The organism is Paenibacillus violae (assembly GCF_032461945.1).
Taxonomy (GTDB): Bacteria; Bacillota; Bacilli; order Paenibacillales; family NBRC-103111; genus Paenibacillus_E; species Paenibacillus_E violae.
Genome location: NZ_JAWCUD010000009.1, coordinates 147,489 through 165,036, shown reverse-complemented (window position 1 = coordinate 165,036; position 17,548 = coordinate 147,489). Strand labels below are relative to the sequence as shown.

Here is a 17,548-nt window from a genome sequence, read left to right as displayed (position 1 = left end):
TTTTTAGAGAAAATCCTATTGTCAAACCCATATAACCTGTATATAATGACATTAAGAGTTTCATTATATGTTATTTAATCTAACATTAAAGGAAGTGGTCGTATGGTTAAGAAGTTGTTGTTAGCTTTTGGTGTCATGGCCCTGCTGTTCCCTACTCTCGCATTTGCTGCAGATGAAGCAACAGTTCCCCAATTGCAAAGTGCAATCGATGCCGTTTGGGTCATGTTAGCCGCAATTTTAGTTATCTTCATGCAAGCTGGTTTCGCCTTATTAGAAGCAGGGTCGACTAGAATGAAAAATGCCGGTCACGTAGCCGGTAAAACAATCTTAACCTTCGGACTATGTGCCATTGCATTCTGGGCTGTCGGTTTCGGTTTCGCCTTCGGTGATGGCAATGCCTTCTTCGGAACAACAGGGTTCTTCGTTACAGGATTGGAAGATCAAGCTACAGCGGCATTCGGGTCCCTATCTGCTTCTGATGTGCCTATCGGAATCAAGTTCTTGTTCCAACTGGCTTTCGCAGGTGTATCCTTGGCCATTGCTTGGGGTGGATTTGCAGAAAGAGCGAAGCTTCCGGTTTACTTTATCTTCGGAATTTTGTTCACCGTTGTAATTTATCCAATCGTTGCTCACTGGGTATGGGGCGGCGGCTGGTTGAGTAAGCTTGGTATGCAAGATTTTGCGGGATCAACGGTCGTTCACTTACAAGGTGCAACAGCGGCTCTAGTAGCTACGATCTTGTTAAAACCACGTATTGGCAAATATAATAAAGATAAAACGCCAAATCTAATTCCTGGTCATAACCAAGTGTTGTCTGTTCTCGGTGTTATCATTCTTTGGATCGGTTGGTTCGGATTCAACCCAGGTAGTACGCTAAGTGCAATGGGGGATGGATTCTTCGGTTACATCGCTTTGACAACGAACATGGCTGCTGCGGCAGGCGGCGTTGCTGCACTGATTATTTCCTGGATGTACTTTGGTAAAGCGGATATTCCTAGCATGTTGAACGGTGTTCTTGCAGCACTTGTTGCAATTACAGCAGCGTGTGCATTCGTAGACACTTGGGCTGCGATTGTTATCGGTGCGGTAGCAGGTATTGTTACTTTCTTCACGGCGCAATGGTTTGAAAAAGCTGGTATCGACGATCCAATCTACGCATTCTCTGTACATGGTATCGCTGGTATCTGGGGTACGCTTTCCACGGGTCTGTTCGCAACTCCTGATCTTTCGGCTAAAGTTGGTATCGGTGGCGCGGGGTTATTCTACGGCGGCGGTTTGCACCAATTAGGTATTCAAGCGCTTGGCGTTTTCGGAGCATTGGCATTCGTACTTGTACTATCATTCATTATCTTAGGAATTCTTAATGCTACAGTTGGTCTTCGTGTAACAGAGGAAGAAGAAATCATTGGTCTGGACTTGTCTGAACATGGTTCATACGGTTACCCAGAGCAAATGAAAAAAGCAGCTCAAAACGGCGTGTCCGTTTAATATCACATAACTTTCTACTTGGACAAAGGGGATGCAACATGAAACATCTCTCAATGGAACAGATCCTGGAGCGCATCTACCTATCGGAACAGTTCGATGAGATGCGAATAACCAGAGATCAGGTGCATGAGATGTTTCGGGAGCATCTCCTTTTCTCTCATACACCTGAATTAGGTCGAAAAGTGAACGCTGTTCATGATGCTTTTATACAGAGAACGATCGAGCTTGCTGAACACATTTTAGAAGATGAAGGCTTTGGGAAACCGCCTGTGCCGTATGCTTTTATCCTGTACGGAAGCGGTGGGCGAAGTGAACAAACCCTTTGGAGCGATCAGGACAACGGGCTTGTATATGGGGAAAGCGATCAGCATCCAAAGGAAGAAGTAGAAGAATACTTCATTAAATTGGTTGATTGCATCTTGAAAGGTCTAGACGCGTTAGGATACCCGCCGTGTGAAGGTAATGTTGTTTCTAGCAATATACAATGGCGTAAGCCGTTAACAGAATATACCCAAATGATGCTGGAATGGCTGCAGGAACCAGAGTGGGAAAATATTCGTTATCTGCTCATCATGGCGGATATGCGGTGTATATACGGATCGCAAAATTTGGTCGATCAACTGAAAGTTACGTTTTCAACCTATGTTCGGGAGAACTCGGGCATTCTGAACGATTTATTATCGAATACGCTCCACCACAAAATATCGTTAGGCGTTTTTGGGCAGTTGATCACGGAGAGGTACGGCGAAGATGCAGGTGGTTTTGATATCAAATATGGTGCGTATATTCCTATCGTGAACGGCATTCGTCTGCTTGCTATTCGAGCGGGAATCATGCACTCATCCACGTTGCAAAGGATAAAGTTACTAAAGGAAAGTGGTTTTATACCAGATCAGTTGGCAGATGAGTGGTCAGAGGCATTCGGTGTAGCGCTTAGGCTTAGGGATTTGACACCATTCCAATTAGAGCATGACATGTATACAACCAGAGGAAAGCTGGGGGCAGATCAATTAACCAAGGAAGTCAAACTGGAACTGAAACAATGTTTACGTGCCGGAATTGAATTGCAGAAGTATGTCAAAAGATCGATTGTTTCACACATAGAGAGAGAAAAGGGTTAGAAAGATCGGATTGCATTTTTCTTGTGTGGGAGAGGTGGATTGGGATGAAAGATATGCGGCCTGGCGGACGTATGTGGCAGTTGTACAAAATGGGAGGGCTGACACCGGCTATAACCTCTATGTTTGATGTGCAAAGTGCCCAGCAGATGGCTTTTATTCGCTCCATGTTAAAAGAACAGCGGAAGGATTCCCTGTTTGAAATACCGCTGCACTCGATGGAAATTGTAGTTTTTGATTTGGAAACGACAGGTTTTTCTCCTTATAATGGCGATGAAATTATTTCGTTTGGCGGCGTCTCCGTCATTGGCGGTGAAGTTCAGAGAGATCATACCTTCTATAGTATGGTAAATCCGAAACGTAAAATTCCAGAAGACATCGTTGAATTAACAGGGATTACGAATGAAATGGTAGCGGATGCGCCTGAATTGATCGGCGTTTTGAGCGATTTTCTGGAATTTGTGCAGCAGCGAATTTTGGTAGCTCATGCAACCGGGCATGATAAAAATTTTCTGAATTCTGCGCTTTGGCGAACTTCCAAGGTCAGTTTGTCTCATCGTGTGCTGGATACGATGATGATTGCGAAGTGGCTGATGCCAAAAAGAAAAAATTTAAGCTTAGACTCTCTACTTCATGCCTATGATATTCCTGTTACTCAGCGTCATCACGCCCTAGAGGATTCCTTGATGACAGCAGAGCTGTGGTCTCGATTTATGGAAGAGATTAAAGCGAGAAATGTCGATACGTTGGGTGATCTGTACGCCCTCTTGAGCCATCATTGACCGATTACAAACGCGAGTTTGTGATAACTGGTTAATGAGGCTTTTTTTATTTGATAAACCATTAACTCAGGGTTGTCTGGGTTTGCCAAAGACAGAATCCAATGAGTAGGAATCGTATGCCAAAGGGTTTGGAGGTCCGCGGCGGAAGGAACCGCGGAAGCTGTTGGGTGTGAGTGGAATAAGCCAATTACAGGGTTTTGGCTATTTGTTAGATAGGGAATCATCTCCGCCGGGTCCAGCTCGAAATGAATTCGAGGCTTGGTGGAGCAATTCCGCATGGGAACAAAAGAAGAGGCTAGAAGCTCTTCTTTTGGGCTCGTGGATTTGCCTAAAATGAGGCCGCATGCTTCCTCAGGCATCTTTTGCTGACTGAATTGCAGCAGCTGATTGAAGAGTTCTTTTTTGAAATATACTGCCATTGGCGCCTCCACCTTAAAATACGACTAAGATTGAGGCTAGTATATCATGCTTTTCCTTTTAGTTCTTCATTCGGTTTGATACAGAAAAAGACGAGTGCTAACATCAGGAAAGCCATGGAGGCTACTGTTATGAACAAGGTTTTATGCGACATATTCATGAGCCATCCGAATAATGGAGGACCGAATGCCACACCGATAAAGCGAAGGCTATTGTATAAAGACGTGATCATACCACGCTGATCGCGTTCCACGGAACCGGTGATCATGGTGTTTAAACAGGGTAGCAGGAGTCCTGTGCCTATACCGCTGAGCGATAGAAGTCCTATGAACACATACAGGTTCGTATTGAGAAAGATCGCTAATGTTAAGGAGACTGTCATCAAAATCAGTCCGATATTCATTAGCCATCGCATCAAGGTGCCATTTTGTTTGATTTTGGCGCCGGTTGTGTACGAGGTTATAACCATGCAAAGCAAGGGAATGGCCAGTACGAGCCCTTTGCGGACTCCCTCGATGCTGTAGGGTTTTTCCTCTAGGATTTGAGATAAATAAAAGAGAACGCCGAACAGAATGAATAAGGTGATCGACCCGGCGAAAAAAGCAGGGATAAGCCAACGCCCTTTTTCTCGAAGAATATCTCTGATTTGTTTTAAGTAGGTGCCTAGAGGCTCTGCTTTTTTCTCATTCGGAGGTTCTTTAATCATGAAAATAACAGCCAGTAAAGCTAATACACAAAAGATCGGAAACGCGAAAAAAGGGGCAAACCAGACTATCATGGCAAGTAATGAGCCTAATATCGGACTAACCACTTTGCCTGCTCCATTTGAAGCTTCTATGAGCCCTAGTGCTTTACTTGCGTCTCCGCCTTTGTACAGATCGCCAACTAATGCCATGGCTATAGGGGCTGTACCAGCCGCTCCAAGGCCTTGTATGGCACGTGCGATGATTAGGATGGGGTAAGAGTGCCAAACAGCCCCGAAGCCTGCCAGAACACCGGCTGCCCCATACACGATAAGTGATGGAATGATGACGGATTTCCGTGTAAAGCGGTCTGACAAATAGCCGGATACCGGAATAATGACGCCTGCTGCAATCGAGAAAAGTGTAATGACAAGGGAGCTTTGGAAGCGGGAGATGCCCATTTTTTCCTGTAGATCAGGTAAAATGGGGACTAGCATGGAATTCCCTAAGACGAGAACTAAAGGAATTGTTGCTAACGCAATATATTCCCATATGGACCCTTTGCTTGACTTATCCTTGGATTTGCTGTTCGATTTGTTGTTTGACGAGTTGTTCGAGCCGTTGCTGGCATGGTCGCTAAATCTGTTTTTCGTTCTGGGGTTGGATGTTGCAACTTTGTTCACTTTTGATTATTCCTTTCAGAGCAATTGGTAGACTTACTTTTCCCTTAAATGGGGAAAGCATACTTTGTTGATTTGCCGATGTTGGAAATTAGGCTGAATTGGAGATAATATAGACAATGGAGGTGAACACATTTTTGAAGAAGAATGTATTTGTGATCGTATTGGTCGTCGTATTAGCCGGGATAGCTATCTATCAAAACGCCCAGCATAAGAATAAACAGACCCTAATGCCGACAGAACAAGCGCCTCAGGTGAATTTCCTTGCCCCTTCGTTTACCTTGACTGGGCTTGATGGAAAGGCGTACACGATTGGTGGTCCGCGCGAGAAGCCTTTGCTCGTTAATTTTTGGGCATCCTGGTGTGGTCCGTGTGAGGAAGAAGCGCCGGATCTGGTGAATGTATATAACAAATACCAAGGACAGTTTGATTTGTACGCGGTGAATGTGACGCCTGGGGATAAAATGGAGAATATCAAAAAGTTCGTGGAAACGTATAAATATCCTTTCCCAGTGCTGTTAGATAAGCAGGGAACGAACGCGGATGCGTACCGGGTTGTTGCGATTCCAACCAGTTTTCTGATTGACAAAAATGGCGTCGTCCGTGAGGTTATTCACGTGCTTTCGCCAAAAGAGTTGGATAAGAAGATTGCGGGTCTCATCAAGGGATGACAAAAAAGCTGCAAGTTAGCCTCAGAGGGCCAATTTGCAGCTTTTGTCTGTGTGTTAGTCTTAGTGATTGATCAAACCAAGTCGCTCGTTCTGCTCTTTGTTAGCGGGCTCAACACGTTGTCTACTGATCAGTGCATAACGCAAGCTGTCCACTAGCGCATACCAGCTGGCTTCGATGATGTTGCTGGACACCCCTAGCGTATTCCAGGTGGTGTTAAAGTCTGTTGTTTCCATCAAGACACGAACTTTACCGGCTGTTGCGCCTTTCTCGTCAAGGACACGAACTTTATAATCGGATAGGTGGATGTTCTTAATATCCGGGTAATACTGGATTAGCGCTTTGCGTAAAGCGTTGTCCAAAGCGTTGACGGGACCGTTTCCTTCAGCCGCGGTGTAGATTGTTTCGCCATGCACCTTAACCTTAACGATGGCTTCCGATACGACGGATTGGTTCGCGGATTTCTCAACAAGCATTTTAAATGATTCTAAAGTGAAGATCTCTTCAAGCCCTTCAAATGCTTCACGCAGCAGCAGCTCAAGTGTCGCATCAGCACCCTCGAACTGGTAGCCTTGATGTTCCAGATCTTTAATCTTCTCGATCACTTCTTTGGTTTTCTGATGCTCTTTATCGAAGTCTAAGTTCAGCTCTTGAGCTTTGACAAGCACATTGCTTTGGCCGGCAAGTTCTGAGACAAGGACGCGCTGTTTGTTACCGACAAGCTCTGGTTTCGTGTGCTCATACGTGCTTGCGTCTTTAAGAATTGCAGATACGTGAATACCACCTTTGTGGGCGAAAGCAGCGTTGCCGACATAAGGCTGGTTGATCGGCATATGCATGTTGGCAATTTCGCTGATATACCTGGAAACCGGTGTTAATGTTTTCAATTGTTCTTCAGTGATAACGTGGTATCCCAGCTTCAGTTGAAGGTTAGGGATAATCGAGCTCAAGTTCGCATTCCCACAGCGTTCGCCGTAGCCGTTAATTGTACCTTGAACCTGTCCGGCACCAGCTTGAACGGCAGCAAGGCTGTTGGCTACACCTAACTCGCAATCGTTATGTGCATGGATGCCAACAGGCGTTGATACATGCTGCTTCACTGCCGTCACGATTGCGGTTACTTCACCAGGAAGCGAACCTCCATTGGTATCACATAATACGATCCAGTCTGCACCGGCTTCTTGGGCTTTTTTGATCGTTTGCAAAGCGTATTCCGGGTTGTTTTTGTAGCCGTCAAAGAAATGCTCTGCATCATAAATGACTTCTAATCCGGAGCTTTTCAAAAAAAGAACGGAGTCATAGATCATGGCCAAGTTTTCTTCGAGCGTCGTTTGAATAGCCGTATGCACGTGGAAGTCCCATGACTTCCCGAAGATGGTTGCTACCTGCGCACCTGACTCAACAAGTCTGTTCAGATTAATGTCATCTGAAGCAAGAGAATCTTTGCGCCTAGTGCTTCCGAAGGCGGTAATCTTGGCATTGGTGAACTTCATGTCGCGGACACGCTCAAAGAATTCGATGTCTTTGCTGTTGCTGCCCGGCCATCCGCCTTCAATATAATGAACCCCAAGCTCATCGAGCTTACGGGCAATTTTAATTTTATCCTCAACAGATAGGCTGATGCCTTCTCCTTGAGTTCCGTCTCGTAAGGTAGTGTCGAAGATTTTGACTGATGTTGGCATGGGTTCCTCCTTCAAAAGCTAGCAAAAATGACTTGGATACGTATGTGTAGGTTAATATGCTTGCTTTAAAGCGCTAATGTATAATTTACGATTATAACATAATATTACGGGTAATGACATCATAACTCAAAAATGCGTTTGCTTGAACCCATATTTTTTTGTATGCTGAAAATGACTTTCATCTAGTTTTTTGAATATGGAAGGGGTTGTGAAATGACGACGGTCGAGCATCACTATCCCAAGCAAGGCAGAGTTATTTTGCATATCGATATGAATGCATTCTATTGTTCGGTCCATGAGGCTGTCGAGCCAGAAATATATAGAGGTAAACCCATCGCAGTTGCAGGAAGCGTCGAGCTCCGCAGAGGGATCATTGTTACTTCCTCTTATGCGGCTCGATCGATGGGGATTAAGACAGGCATGCAGGTTGGACAAGCGTTGAAAATATGTCCTGATTTGATGCTTATCCGTCCTGATTTTGAGTTGTATCGCAGCTTTTCAAGACGGTTTATGCAAATCGCCTACAGCTATTCCCCCATGGTCGAATCGATGTCGATTGACGAGTGTTTTGTTGACATTACAGGATCCAAACAATTCGGGACCCCGCTTGAAATTGCCGGTACCATCCAGCAAAGGATTATGAATGAGCTGCAGTTGCCCTGTTCCATTGGCGTTGCACCAAATAAATTATTAGCTAAAATGGGCTCGGATATGAAAAAACCGAATGGCATCTCTGTTCTGCGCCTGCGGGACGTGCCTACTGTCTTATGGGACAAACCGTGCAACTATTTATATGGCATCGGCAAAAAGACAGCGGACAAGCTGACAAAGCTCGGCATCTTTACACTGGGTCAACTGGCGGAAGGCGACGAGTTACTGCTAAGCAAGCATTTTGGCGTTATGGGCCCACATCTAAAGCGTTCGGCGAATGGGATCGATAACTCGCCGGTTAATCCCGAGCAAGAGCAAAGCAAATCTATCGGCCATACGACTACGCTGCCTAGGGACTATATAGAAAGAAAAGAGATTCACCGCGTTTTCTTGAATCTTGCAGATCAGGTGGCTAGAAGGCTTCGGAAGCAGGAGCTGATGACGTCGACGATCCAAATCACTATCCGTGATCCGGACATGAGGACGATTACGAGATCCGTTACTTTGCCTACGCCGACGGAGCATATGGATGATATCTATAGAACTTCCTGCCAACTATATGATCATCAATGGGAGGATGGCAATCCTGTCCGGTTGTTGGGGATTACCTTGCAAAATCTAACAAGCAAAGAAGAGACGTTCGTGCAGCTTGATTTATTTGATTACGAGAAGCAGCCAAAACGCGAAAATTTAAATAAGATCATGGATGGACTCCGAGATAAGTTTGGAGAGAATGCGATTCTGACGGCTGGTATGATGAGTGACGACCCTTCTGCTTTTATTAGAAACCATAAGTCAAGAGGAACTTCCTTGCAGATGGATCATTTGAAGAACAATCCGCTGCATAAGGAAGAGGAAAAGTGAGGCAACTATGGCACATTGTATCGGTTTTGCCGGATATTCCGGCAGCGGCAAAACGACCCTGATTGCTAAACTAGTCATTGAAATGAAACGCCGCGGCAAACGGGTCGCTGTATTGAAACATGATGCACATGGACACTATAAGGAAGCATCCGGAACAGATTCTACGATTTTTGTGCAGTCCGGTGCGGAAGCTGTCGTAACAATCTCTACTGATTCTATTCATGTCTATGAGAAAAAAAGCGAGCCTGACTTGCAAGAGCAAATCAATGCTTATGCTCACATGGATTATGTTTTTGTTGAAGGATTTAAGCGGGAAAAGCATCCAAAGATCGCTGTCTTTCGTACAATAGAGCAGAGTGAAATTATTCAAGCTCTAGAACACGAGCCTGTAGCGATTGCAACGGATATGGAGACGCTGGATTCTCGGATATCACCCCTGCCCATGCTTGATTTGAATGACATTTTTGCTCTCGCAGACTTTGTTGAAAGGTATTTTAAGGCAGATCCATTTTAAGGTTTGAACTTTGTCCTCATTTATATTATATTTTACAATGAGGATAAAATGAGGAGGAGTTAAACTATGGCAAAGTATACATTCGTTGATAAAGATACTTGTATTGCTTGTGGCGCTTGCGGAGCTACAGCACCAGACATCTATGATTACGATGATGAGGGCTTGGCAGAAGTGATTTTTGATGGAGATGGCAACAAAGGGGTAACTGAAATCCCAGAAGATCTGTTTGATGATCTACAGGATGCACAAGATGGTTGCCCAACTGATTCCATCAAAGTTGCGGATTCACCTTTTAACTAATCATAACCAAACTTGTGGCGTGCTCCACAATATGTCGAAAAAGCTCGGTTCCTGTAAAGGAACTGGGCTTTTTTTCTGCTACAATTTGTATTTTTTTGTAACAATTCATTGCCAATTGTTTCCCTCCATCTTACAATGAAGCTAGTATGCATGGGGAGGCTCTTATGGGTAAAAAGAAATGGATCAATACGTTGGCAGCAGGACTTGTGTTGATGCTGTTGTCGACATATTTCTACACGGTAAACTCGAGCGGGTTATTTTATTTTATTGAGGGTCCCCTTCAAGATGTGTTGCGTAAGGCCAAATCAGTGGAAGAACGCCAACCTGAGGATCGGATCAAAATCGTCAAGATTGACGAGAAATCGTTAAAAGCAATTGGGAAATTCCCGTGGGACCGAACGACCTACGCCCAACTGATAGAAAAGCTGGAGCAATCCGGCGCAGCTGCAATCGGCATAGACGTGGTCTTAGCTGAACCTTCCAAAAACCCCGCAGACGATAAGGCATTGGCTGACGTGCTAGCCAAATATCATAATGTTATCCTGCCCGTTCAAATCAATTACCCCTCCAAACAGCAGCAAGCAGGAGATCTTGTGCCTGAGAGAGTTGACTACCCAACGACAACCTTAACCACAAATAAGCAGCAGATGGCGCATATTAATGTGTTTGTCGATAAAGATGGAAAAGCACGAAAGCTTCCGGTTGGATTGCCGGATGAGGATGGGACTTTCATACCAGCTTTCAGCGTCGCCCTTGCCAATCTCGTTCTTGACGACAATGAGAAGGTGAAGAGAGATGAAGCGACGGGGAAATGGAGACGCGGCAGTGTCGTTTTGCCGACGAATGAAAGAAATCAAGTAACGACGGAGTTTTTCACGCTGCCTAGACAGAAGGTAGATGCTACTACCGGTTACGAGATGCTGTCATTTGTGGATGTTTTGAATAGCAAAAATCCTATGCCTCTGCAAGGCAGTATTGTATTGGTGGGCCCTTTCGTGACAGCGATGCAGGACGAATATCCTACGCCGATCAGTTCTGTCAAAATGTTTGGGATCGAAATCCATGCCAATATGATCCAAACTTTGTTGGAAAGCAAATTTTATAAAGATGCAAGTACACCAGTGGGAATTGGTCTTATTCTACTTATTTCCTTACTAGCTATTTACTTATTTGAGAGATTCAAAGGGAAAACCGCACTATTTATTTTCATTGGTTTGTTCGTGGTTTATGGAGGCGTATGGTTAGCCTTTTATATTGCGGGTTCAACTTTTGCACCACTCGTTTATCCGCAATTTGCGTTAGTCACGATATACATATGGTCATTGGTAAGTCATTACCTGGATGAGCGCAAAGAGCGCAATCGGGTAACAGGGATCTTTGGCAGATTTGTTTCAAAGTCGGTAGTAGACGAGCTGTTGCAATCTGGAGAAGATGTCAAGCTCGGGGGAAGCCGCAAGGATATATCTCTGATATTCGTTGATATTCGCGGGTTTACGCCAATGTCAGAGCGGTTGGAGCCCGAACAAGTCATTCAAGTTTTGAACGAATATTTGGATGTATGTACGAAAGCGATTTTTAAATTCAATGGAACGCTTGATAAGTTCATAGGTGATGGTGTTATGGCTATGTTCGGTGCACCTATTGAATATGACAATCACCCGGAAATGGCTGTTCGCGCAGCGATTGAAATGAAGTCGCAGGCGAATGTGCTTGAACAGAAATTGATTGAGAAATACGGGATCGGCGTGAAATTCGGTCTGGGAATCAATAGCGGACCTGCTGTAGTCGGGAACATTGGCTCCGAAGATCTTCGTTTGGACTATACGGCTATCGGAGATACCGTGAATTTGTCGGCACGTCTGGAATCGAATGCAAAGCCAGGGCAAATTCTCATTAGCGAGCAGACGTATGAGCGGGTCAAAGACCTTTTTGAAATTGCGTCTATCGGTGAAATCAAAGTAAAAGGGAAAGAAAAACCCGTAGCGGTATATGAAGTAATCGGGAATCTGTAAAGTTGGAAACTAGGGAGGAAGCTAATGTGGGGATGTCCAAGAAATCATTTGTCTCATTATGTTTAAGCTTAAGTTTGATATTTAGTTTGATCTCCGTGCTGCTTGTTAAGCCTGTAGACGCTAAAACCGTTAGGGTAGCAGTGGTATCGGCATTATCTGGAGAAGTAACTGTCAAAAAAGGCGGAGGCTCCAAAACATACGATGTTTATGAGAGTATGAGTTTAAATCAAGGGGATACGGTTTATACGGGTGCGAGCTCATCTGTAACGCTTAATTTAAGCAATGGAGATGCGGATGTAACCTTGGGGGAAAATGCGGAAATCAATGTGTCCGACCTCAACACTTCGGATGGAAACAAGAAGTCCAAGCTCAAAGTATGGGCAGGTTCCTTGTGGGTCAAAGTGAAATCATTAGCTGGTTCCAATGATGAATTTGAAGTTGAAACGCCAACTGCCGTCATGGGTGTTCGGGGAACGCAGTTTTTTGTGATGGTTGATCCGGTAACAGGTGCCATCAAAATGGCGGTTGGGGCAGGTAAAGTATCTGCTTCTACGGTAACAACGGGCGAGGATTCGGAGCAGAAAACAGCTGTTACCTACTTGTATCCAACGCAACAAATTTCACTTGATGGCAGAGGTGAAACTGAGGATTTGGCATTGAAAGTGGATTTCCTCGATCTGGATGATTTCGTAAAGCAGGCATCGCCTGAAGTTATCAAAGAGTTCATTCTGAACAAAGCGGAAATCGATAAAGAAAATGAGGATTTCATTGCCAAAAAAGCAAAAGAGCTTGCCGAAGGCAATGTAACCGATGATGAGAATTTAGTCGTGAAAAGCACGGATGAGCTCGATAAAGTGAAACAAAATTTCGATAATTTAATCGGAAATATTGCGAAAAAAGCACTGGCTGAAAAGAAACTGGATCAATTTGCAATGGATAAAGTGATTGCAGAGGCCAATAAAAAGATTTCTGAGGAAAACAAGAAATTAGATTTAAGCAAAGTGAAGGATTTAGATAAAACAGCGGGTGTAGATGCTGAAAAAGAGAAACAAAAGCAAGAGCTTTTGAAGAAGCTTGAAGCTGAGAAATTGAAAAAGAAGCTTGAACAGGAAAAAAAGCAAGCTGAGCTGAAGAAGCAGCTGGAGGCGCAGCTTAAACTGCTGGAAGAGCAGAAGAAAAAGCTAGAGGCAGCTACGAAAGCCGCCGAGGAAAAGGCTAAAGCGGATGCATTAGCGAAGTTGAAGGCGTCGGAAACTGTTAAGCCGCCGGTAACACCACCGACCGTCGGAGATTCGAATTCCGGAGGCAGCTCTGGCGGGAATACAAATCCAGGTAATCCTGATCCAGGAACGCCTAATACGCCAGTGCCGGCTGTGAATTTAACAGCGACATTAAACGAGACAAGTTCAAATCCGAATACTTACAACCTGGATATTAATTTGAAAAATTTCGTTGAATCTAATGATATTTATGGCGTAGAAGTCCACCTGTTCTATGGCGCAAATACTTATTACAGTGATGACATGCCTCCTGTCAATGGAACCGTTTTTGGGCGGGAAAGCAGTACCAATTATGTCGAACATATCAAAGAATATCAAGGCAATGGTCAAAAAGAACTGCTTTACACGGTCACGGGCTATGGGGATGCTGGCAATATCAAGGTTTCTGATATTCAAAAGCTAGTGACAATTCCTTTGCATGGTCATGGACATCAAGAAGTTAGTGTTGGGAAAATCGTCATTGTACGGAAAAATGGCACGTCCGTTCAAACCATCCCCATTGTCGAATCGAGCATTCAACCGGTAACTTTAGATCTCCCTGCGGGTGTTTAATCGAATTATTAAAGGAGAAACCTATGAAACCCTTAAAATATATCCTTATTTCCACGTTTACGGCTGCGACTTTACTAGGAGGTTCGTCCGCGTGGGCGGCGGGTTTGTCTGCAGATGCGCTGCGTTCAAGCACTGGCCAAATTCTAGCGGATGTTACGACGTTCGCTGGAATTGGGGATTTTGAAGATGTGAACGGCGATGCCTTAAGTGCCGGATTCCGTGCCCCGGGCAGTGTTCTTCAACTGCCTGACGGCAGCATTCTGATTGCAGATACTCGCAATCATCTTATTCGTAAGGTATCGGGAGGCAAAGTCACGACGTTCGCAGGACCAGAGGTTGTAGTTACTACGAACAGCCAAGGATTTCCAACGGGAGGACTCCTAGATGGCAAGGACTCTGAAGCATTTTTTAATGCGCCGTCAGGGTTGGCCGTTGACGGCAAGGGGAATGTGTATGTAGCCGACTCTGCGAATAACGCGGTTCGTAAAGTGGACACGAACGGTCAAGTTACAACGCTTGCGGGAAATGGTGTTCCGGGTAAAAAGGATGGCAAAGGAGCGGACGCGAGTTTCTATCATCCGAGTGATGTTGCGGTAACGGATGATGGGATTGTATACGTAGCGGATTCGCTGAATCATGTGATTCGTAAAATTGAAACAGACGGCACGGTTTCAACACTGAATGCAGCTTCTACTCGTGCAATTCTGATTCATCCTGGAGAGGCGTCATTTGCTGGTGAGTACCAAGATGGTAGTTTAACTGAAGCAAAGTTCAATGAGCCTTCCGGCCTTGCTCTGGACAGCAAAGGAAATCTGTATGTGAGCGACACAGGCAATCAACGCGTGCGTTATATCGATTTGCAAGCTGGCACCGTGAAGACGGTGGCTGGATCTACGGCATTATTAAGCAACAATACAATTTATGGAAAAAATGAGCTGTATGCAGGCGGGGACTACGCCGATGGCGAAGCGTTAAAAGCTAAGTTTGATTTTCCGAAAGGACTCACTGTGACTTCAGAAGGTGGAGTTCTGATTGCAGACAGCTTAAATCATGTGATTCGTTATTTGTTGGACGGTAAGGTGACAACCATTTCCGGTACGGCGCAAACAGGTGAGACAGATGGGGTTGAGCGGGCAGCTAAATTTTATAATCCTAGTGACGTCACTGTAACGGCTCAAGGAAATATGATCGTTGCAGATGCTTCGAACAACAAAATCCGTAAAATAACGCCGTATCATTTACCTGCAAATTTAGCCAGCCAAGGTATTAAGGTCGTACATGACGATAAAGTGATTGCTTTCGATGCTCAGCCTGAACTTCAGGATGGACGGACGATGGTTCCGGTTCGAGCAATCAGTGAAACATTTGGTTTCGAAGTCAAGTATGCGGAACAAGCAGGCAAAAAAATTGTACAGTTAAGTAAAGGCAACACGACTGTGGAGTTAACCATTGGTGAAACGGGCGTTGTGCTTAAACAAGCGGGACAAGCGGATGTGAAGCAATCAACGGATGTGTCGCCTTATGTGAAGCAGGACAGGACGTATGTGCCGATTCGTTTCTTTGCAGAACAGATCGGGTTGGATGTGCAGTGGGATGAAGCGACGCAAACAGCAATTTTACGCACAAAATCATTTGTGAAATAAGAACTAAGCGAGCCTGCCGAGGGGAACCTTGTTGGGCTCGTTTTATTTTAAGCTTCAACTCCAAGCTTCATCTGCCGATAAATTTGAGAGAGTTAGTCTCGAAATTCGTGCGGGGGAGGTATCCGGGGTGAAAAATAATCATCGCCAAGATCAGTTGGAACGATTCTTCCAACATAATCCGATCGAAGATCCGCTGTATCTTAAGAAATATGTCAAAGAGCATCCTGATCATAAAATGGCTTGGTATTTATTGGGACGAGAATACGCTGCGCAAGGGAAAGAAGGCAAGGCAGCCTATTGTTTTGCGCAGTCTGGTGAGATATATGAGGCTTTTGAGCGTCAAAAAATAACGATTGAAGGACCGCTTCCTTCTGACCCATCTACCGTTTCCGGGAACACTAAGGGGGCGGAGATTTCGAACCGTGTGAGGAACAAAGGGAAGTGGATGCCGCTATTGGTTCTTTTGCTGCTGTTGGCAGTTCCAGCCGCGATAGACTCTGCGAATGGCGGTATGCCCATTGAAGCTGCAAAGACAGCACCTGGAAAAAACGTGAATGCTCACGCTGAGGTGCAATCCGCTCAAATGCAAGGCGAAGTGCCAGGGCCAGGGACGAAGTTATATTTCTCCGAAGGGGATTGGGGGAGAAAGCTTCAGCAGGTCCTTGTTTCTTCCAGTTTGAGCGCCGGAGAAGCGGTTATTATGCAAGCGCCGCGAAGTGCAGATGGCAAATGGATCGAGTGGAACAGATCAGTGAGTCCGCTATTAAGTGTTACGACTGAAGGTGGAGGCGGGAGTTCGTCTGCTCTGAAGTACTATCAGTCGCAAATTTGCTCATGCCAAGTTGCTGATAGCTCAGCGCTTGTTCCTGTTATTGAGCAATGGATGCGGGATCGTGAACAGGCAATAGTGCTGCAGAGCGCGATGAAGGCTTATCAAGCGAAAACGGGTTCGCTGCCTGAGGCGCCTGATCAGCTATCCAAGCCCTACCCGGATAATTTGCTCCCGGGGCTTACGCCGGAGATGAAGGAGATTTTTCCGCAAACGCTCAAGATGCTAAAAGCCAACCCTGCCACACCAGGGCAGGCTCAGGGGACGAAGCAAGCGGAGGAAGGAGCTCAGCCTAGCCCAGAGAGCAAAGAGGCGACTATGCCGAGCAGCTCGCAGCCTAAAACGTCAAGCGACCCTTTGCGTGAACCGCTCAGCATTATGATTGACACAGATAAGCATCTTCTTGCCTTAGTTAGCGGAGATAAGATCATTCGAAGTTATCCTGTCGGGTTAGGCGGCGAGAAAACGCCGCAGGGTGATTTTATCATTAGCGAAAAGGTGCGCAATCCGAACGGCAAATCGAATGGTGAATTCGGGAGTCGAGGTATGACGTTATCCGATACGCTGTATGCTATTCACGGGACGAACAAGCCTTCCAGCATCGGCAAAGATGAGTCGCACGGTTGTGTTCGGATGCTGCAGGCGGACGTTGAAGAGCTCTATGACATGGTGACACATCAAACGAAAGTGACGATTGGCAAGGGGATATTGCCTGAGCTGGGATCAGGTGAAGGGTCAGGGTCAGGGTCCCCTGGCAGTGGTGCCGGAAGAGGGAAGCCGAATCAATCCTTCGGGCTGCCGCTGCAGACAAATGACAGCAATCCAGGCAAGAAGTATAAGTGGTTGGATTAACCCTGTCAGCGTTATAAATGATCGTAGTAAACCCCGTCTGAATCTGATTCAGACGGGGTTATTTGCTGCTCATACAAGCAGCGTAGGATTTGTATTGACAATCATCAAGAAAGCGATTACAATTCAAAATGTGATAAATTCAATCATTTCAGTTGTAATCATTTGTCCAAAATGAGCAGTAATGTCATGCCGATAATGACAACAAGCAAAATGGCGCCTGTCCAAATGATGGCTTTCTTATTGACTTCCTCTTTGACTCTTCGATTAACGGCTGTTGGTTTACGTTTGGACATAGGAATCACCCTTTACTTAGGATTAAACGATATGATCTATCATATCACAAGATGGGTCTATCATAGAATATAGTAGTCACAAGGAAATTTTTGAAACATGTATTGACGATTATGTCATTATATTGTAAGATTTAATCACACGAAACAGTAAAAACAACTGAATATGTTAGTTTTAATAACATGTTACCGTAAGGGCATTAGTTATTAGAAGAATGCAAGTCTTCTTCTATAACTATGCC

General features: G+C 45.1%; 15 protein-coding genes. 11 read left to right on the top strand and 4 right to left on the bottom strand.

Annotated features, from left to right (window positions below; genetic code table 11):
• Positions 1 to 102: 102 nt before the first annotated feature.
• The 3 genes from RQP52_RS23855 to RQP52_RS23845 are packed head-to-tail and all read left to right on the top strand — an operon-like array spanning position 103 to position 3,388.
• The gene (locus RQP52_RS23855; RefSeq protein WP_315954166.1) at positions 103 to 1,488 is read left to right on the top strand and encodes an ammonium transporter; all 1,386 of its coding nucleotides are present in this window, start codon (positions 103 to 105) and stop codon (positions 1,486 to 1,488) included.
• A gap of 38 nt (positions 1,489 to 1,526) precedes the next feature.
• A complete protein-coding gene (locus RQP52_RS23850; protein ID WP_315954165.1) occupies positions 1,527 to 2,609 on the top strand; it encodes a DUF294 nucleotidyltransferase-like domain-containing protein in 1,083 nt (360 codons plus the stop codon).
• A 44-nt stretch (positions 2,610 to 2,653) separates the two neighbouring features.
• On the top strand, positions 2,654 to 3,388 hold the full coding sequence (locus RQP52_RS23845) for an exonuclease domain-containing protein (protein WP_127454562.1): 735 nt from the start codon (positions 2,654 to 2,656) through the stop codon (positions 3,386 to 3,388).
• Here the strand turns inward: RQP52_RS23845 and RQP52_RS23840 are convergent.
• Both RQP52_RS23840 and RQP52_RS23835 read right to left on the bottom strand, forming a co-directional pair.
• On the bottom strand, positions 3,382 to 3,807 hold the full coding sequence (locus RQP52_RS23840; RefSeq protein WP_315954164.1) for a M67 family metallopeptidase: 426 nt from the start codon (positions 3,805 to 3,807) through the stop codon (positions 3,382 to 3,384). The genes RQP52_RS23845 and RQP52_RS23840 overlap by 7 nt on opposite strands.
• Before the next feature lie 44 nt (positions 3,808 to 3,851).
• A complete protein-coding gene (locus tag RQP52_RS23835; RefSeq protein WP_315954163.1) occupies positions 3,852 to 5,171 on the bottom strand; it encodes an MFS transporter in 1,320 nt (439 codons plus the stop codon).
• A 134-nt stretch (positions 5,172 to 5,305) separates the two neighbouring features.
• Here RQP52_RS23835 and RQP52_RS23830 point away from each other — a divergent pair, with 134 nt between their 5' ends.
• Positions 5,306 to 5,839, top strand: a complete 534-nt coding sequence (locus RQP52_RS23830) for a TlpA family protein disulfide reductase (protein ID WP_315954162.1) — start codon at positions 5,306 to 5,308, stop codon at positions 5,837 to 5,839.
• Between the two features lie 60 nt (positions 5,840 to 5,899).
• On the opposite strand, the gene cimA is transcribed toward RQP52_RS23830, so the two are convergent.
• Complete coding sequence (gene cimA, locus RQP52_RS23825; protein ID WP_315954161.1) at positions 5,900 to 7,519, bottom strand: citramalate synthase; 1,620 nt, start codon at positions 7,517 to 7,519, stop codon at positions 5,900 to 5,902.
• Between the two features lie 213 nt (positions 7,520 to 7,732).
• On the opposite strand from cimA, the gene RQP52_RS23820 reads away from it, so the two are divergent.
• The 7 genes from RQP52_RS23820 to RQP52_RS23790 all read left to right on the top strand — a co-directional run bounded on the left by RQP52_RS23820 (position 7,733) and on the right by RQP52_RS23790 (position 17,016).
• The gene (locus tag RQP52_RS23820) at positions 7,733 to 9,034 is read left to right on the top strand and encodes a DNA polymerase IV (protein WP_315954160.1); all 1,302 of its coding nucleotides are present in this window, start codon (positions 7,733 to 7,735) and stop codon (positions 9,032 to 9,034) included.
• A 7-nt stretch (positions 9,035 to 9,041) separates the two neighbouring features.
• Positions 9,042 to 9,548 carry a molybdopterin-guanine dinucleotide biosynthesis protein B gene (gene mobB, locus RQP52_RS23815; protein ID WP_315954159.1) on the top strand — a complete coding sequence of 169 codons (507 nt, stop codon included), beginning with the start codon at positions 9,042 to 9,044 and terminating at the stop codon, positions 9,546 to 9,548.
• Between the two features lie 66 nt (positions 9,549 to 9,614).
• Entirely contained in the window at positions 9,615 to 9,848 is a 234-nt protein-coding gene (locus RQP52_RS23810) for a ferredoxin (protein WP_127454548.1), read from the top strand.
• A gap of 164 nt (positions 9,849 to 10,012) precedes the next feature.
• Positions 10,013 to 11,860 carry an adenylate/guanylate cyclase domain-containing protein gene (locus RQP52_RS23805; protein ID WP_315954158.1) on the top strand — a complete coding sequence of 616 codons (1,848 nt, stop codon included), beginning with the start codon at positions 10,013 to 10,015 and terminating at the stop codon, positions 11,858 to 11,860.
• A gap of 32 nt (positions 11,861 to 11,892) precedes the next feature.
• A complete protein-coding gene (locus RQP52_RS23800; RefSeq protein ID WP_315954321.1) occupies positions 11,893 to 13,692 on the top strand; it encodes a FecR family protein in 1,800 nt (599 codons plus the stop codon).
• Positions 13,693 to 13,715: 23 nt separating this feature from the next.
• Positions 13,716 to 15,335 (top strand): stalk domain-containing protein, encoded by a 1,620-nt coding sequence (locus tag RQP52_RS23795; RefSeq protein WP_315954157.1) that lies wholly within the window; start codon positions 13,716 to 13,718, stop codon positions 15,333 to 15,335.
• Between the two features lie 235 nt (positions 15,336 to 15,570).
• On the top strand, positions 15,571 to 17,016 hold the full coding sequence (locus RQP52_RS23790) for a L,D-transpeptidase (protein WP_455430406.1): 1,446 nt from the start codon (positions 15,571 to 15,573) through the stop codon (positions 17,014 to 17,016).
• Between the two features lie 158 nt (positions 17,017 to 17,174).
• On the opposite strand, the gene RQP52_RS23785 is transcribed toward RQP52_RS23790, so the two are convergent.
• The gene (locus RQP52_RS23785; protein ID WP_258567649.1) at positions 17,175 to 17,309 is read right to left on the bottom strand and encodes a hypothetical protein; all 135 of its coding nucleotides are present in this window, start codon (positions 17,307 to 17,309) and stop codon (positions 17,175 to 17,177) included.
• Positions 17,310 to 17,548 lie beyond the last annotated feature (239 nt).

What these genes read in the sequence shown, in the direction of transcription:
- RQP52_RS23855 (WP_315954166.1), top strand. Translation starts at nt 103, where the DNA reads ATGGTTAAGAAGTTGTTGTTAGCTTTTGGTGTCATGGCCCTGCTGTTC.
- RQP52_RS23850 (WP_315954165.1), top strand. Translation starts at nt 1,527, where the DNA reads ATGAAACATCTCTCAATGGAACAGATCCTGGAGCGCATCTACCTATCG.
- RQP52_RS23845 (WP_127454562.1), top strand. Translation starts at nt 2,654, where the DNA reads ATGAAAGATATGCGGCCTGGCGGACGTATGTGGCAGTTGTACAAAATG.
- RQP52_RS23840 (WP_315954164.1), bottom strand. Translation starts at nt 3,807, where the DNA reads ATGGCAGTATATTTCAAAAAAGAACTCTTCAATCAGCTGCTGCAATTC.
- cimA (WP_315954161.1), bottom strand. Translation starts at nt 7,519, where the DNA reads ATGCCAACATCAGTCAAAATCTTCGACACTACCTTACGAGACGGAACT.
- RQP52_RS23820 (WP_315954160.1), top strand. Translation starts at nt 7,733, where the DNA reads ATGACGACGGTCGAGCATCACTATCCCAAGCAAGGCAGAGTTATTTTG.
- mobB (WP_315954159.1), top strand. Translation starts at nt 9,042, where the DNA reads ATGGCACATTGTATCGGTTTTGCCGGATATTCCGGCAGCGGCAAAACG.
- RQP52_RS23810 (WP_127454548.1), top strand. Translation starts at nt 9,615, where the DNA reads ATGGCAAAGTATACATTCGTTGATAAAGATACTTGTATTGCTTGTGGC.
- RQP52_RS23805 (WP_315954158.1), top strand. Translation starts at nt 10,013, where the DNA reads ATGGGTAAAAAGAAATGGATCAATACGTTGGCAGCAGGACTTGTGTTG.
- RQP52_RS23800 (WP_315954321.1), top strand. Translation starts at nt 11,893, where the DNA reads ATGTCCAAGAAATCATTTGTCTCATTATGTTTAAGCTTAAGTTTGATA.
- RQP52_RS23795 (WP_315954157.1), top strand. Translation starts at nt 13,716, where the DNA reads ATGAAACCCTTAAAATATATCCTTATTTCCACGTTTACGGCTGCGACT.
- RQP52_RS23790 (WP_455430406.1), top strand. Translation starts at nt 15,571, where the DNA reads ATGGCTTGGTATTTATTGGGACGAGAATACGCTGCGCAAGGGAAAGAA.
- RQP52_RS23785 (WP_258567649.1), bottom strand. Translation starts at nt 17,309, where the DNA reads ATGTCCAAACGTAAACCAACAGCCGTTAATCGAAGAGTCAAAGAGGAA.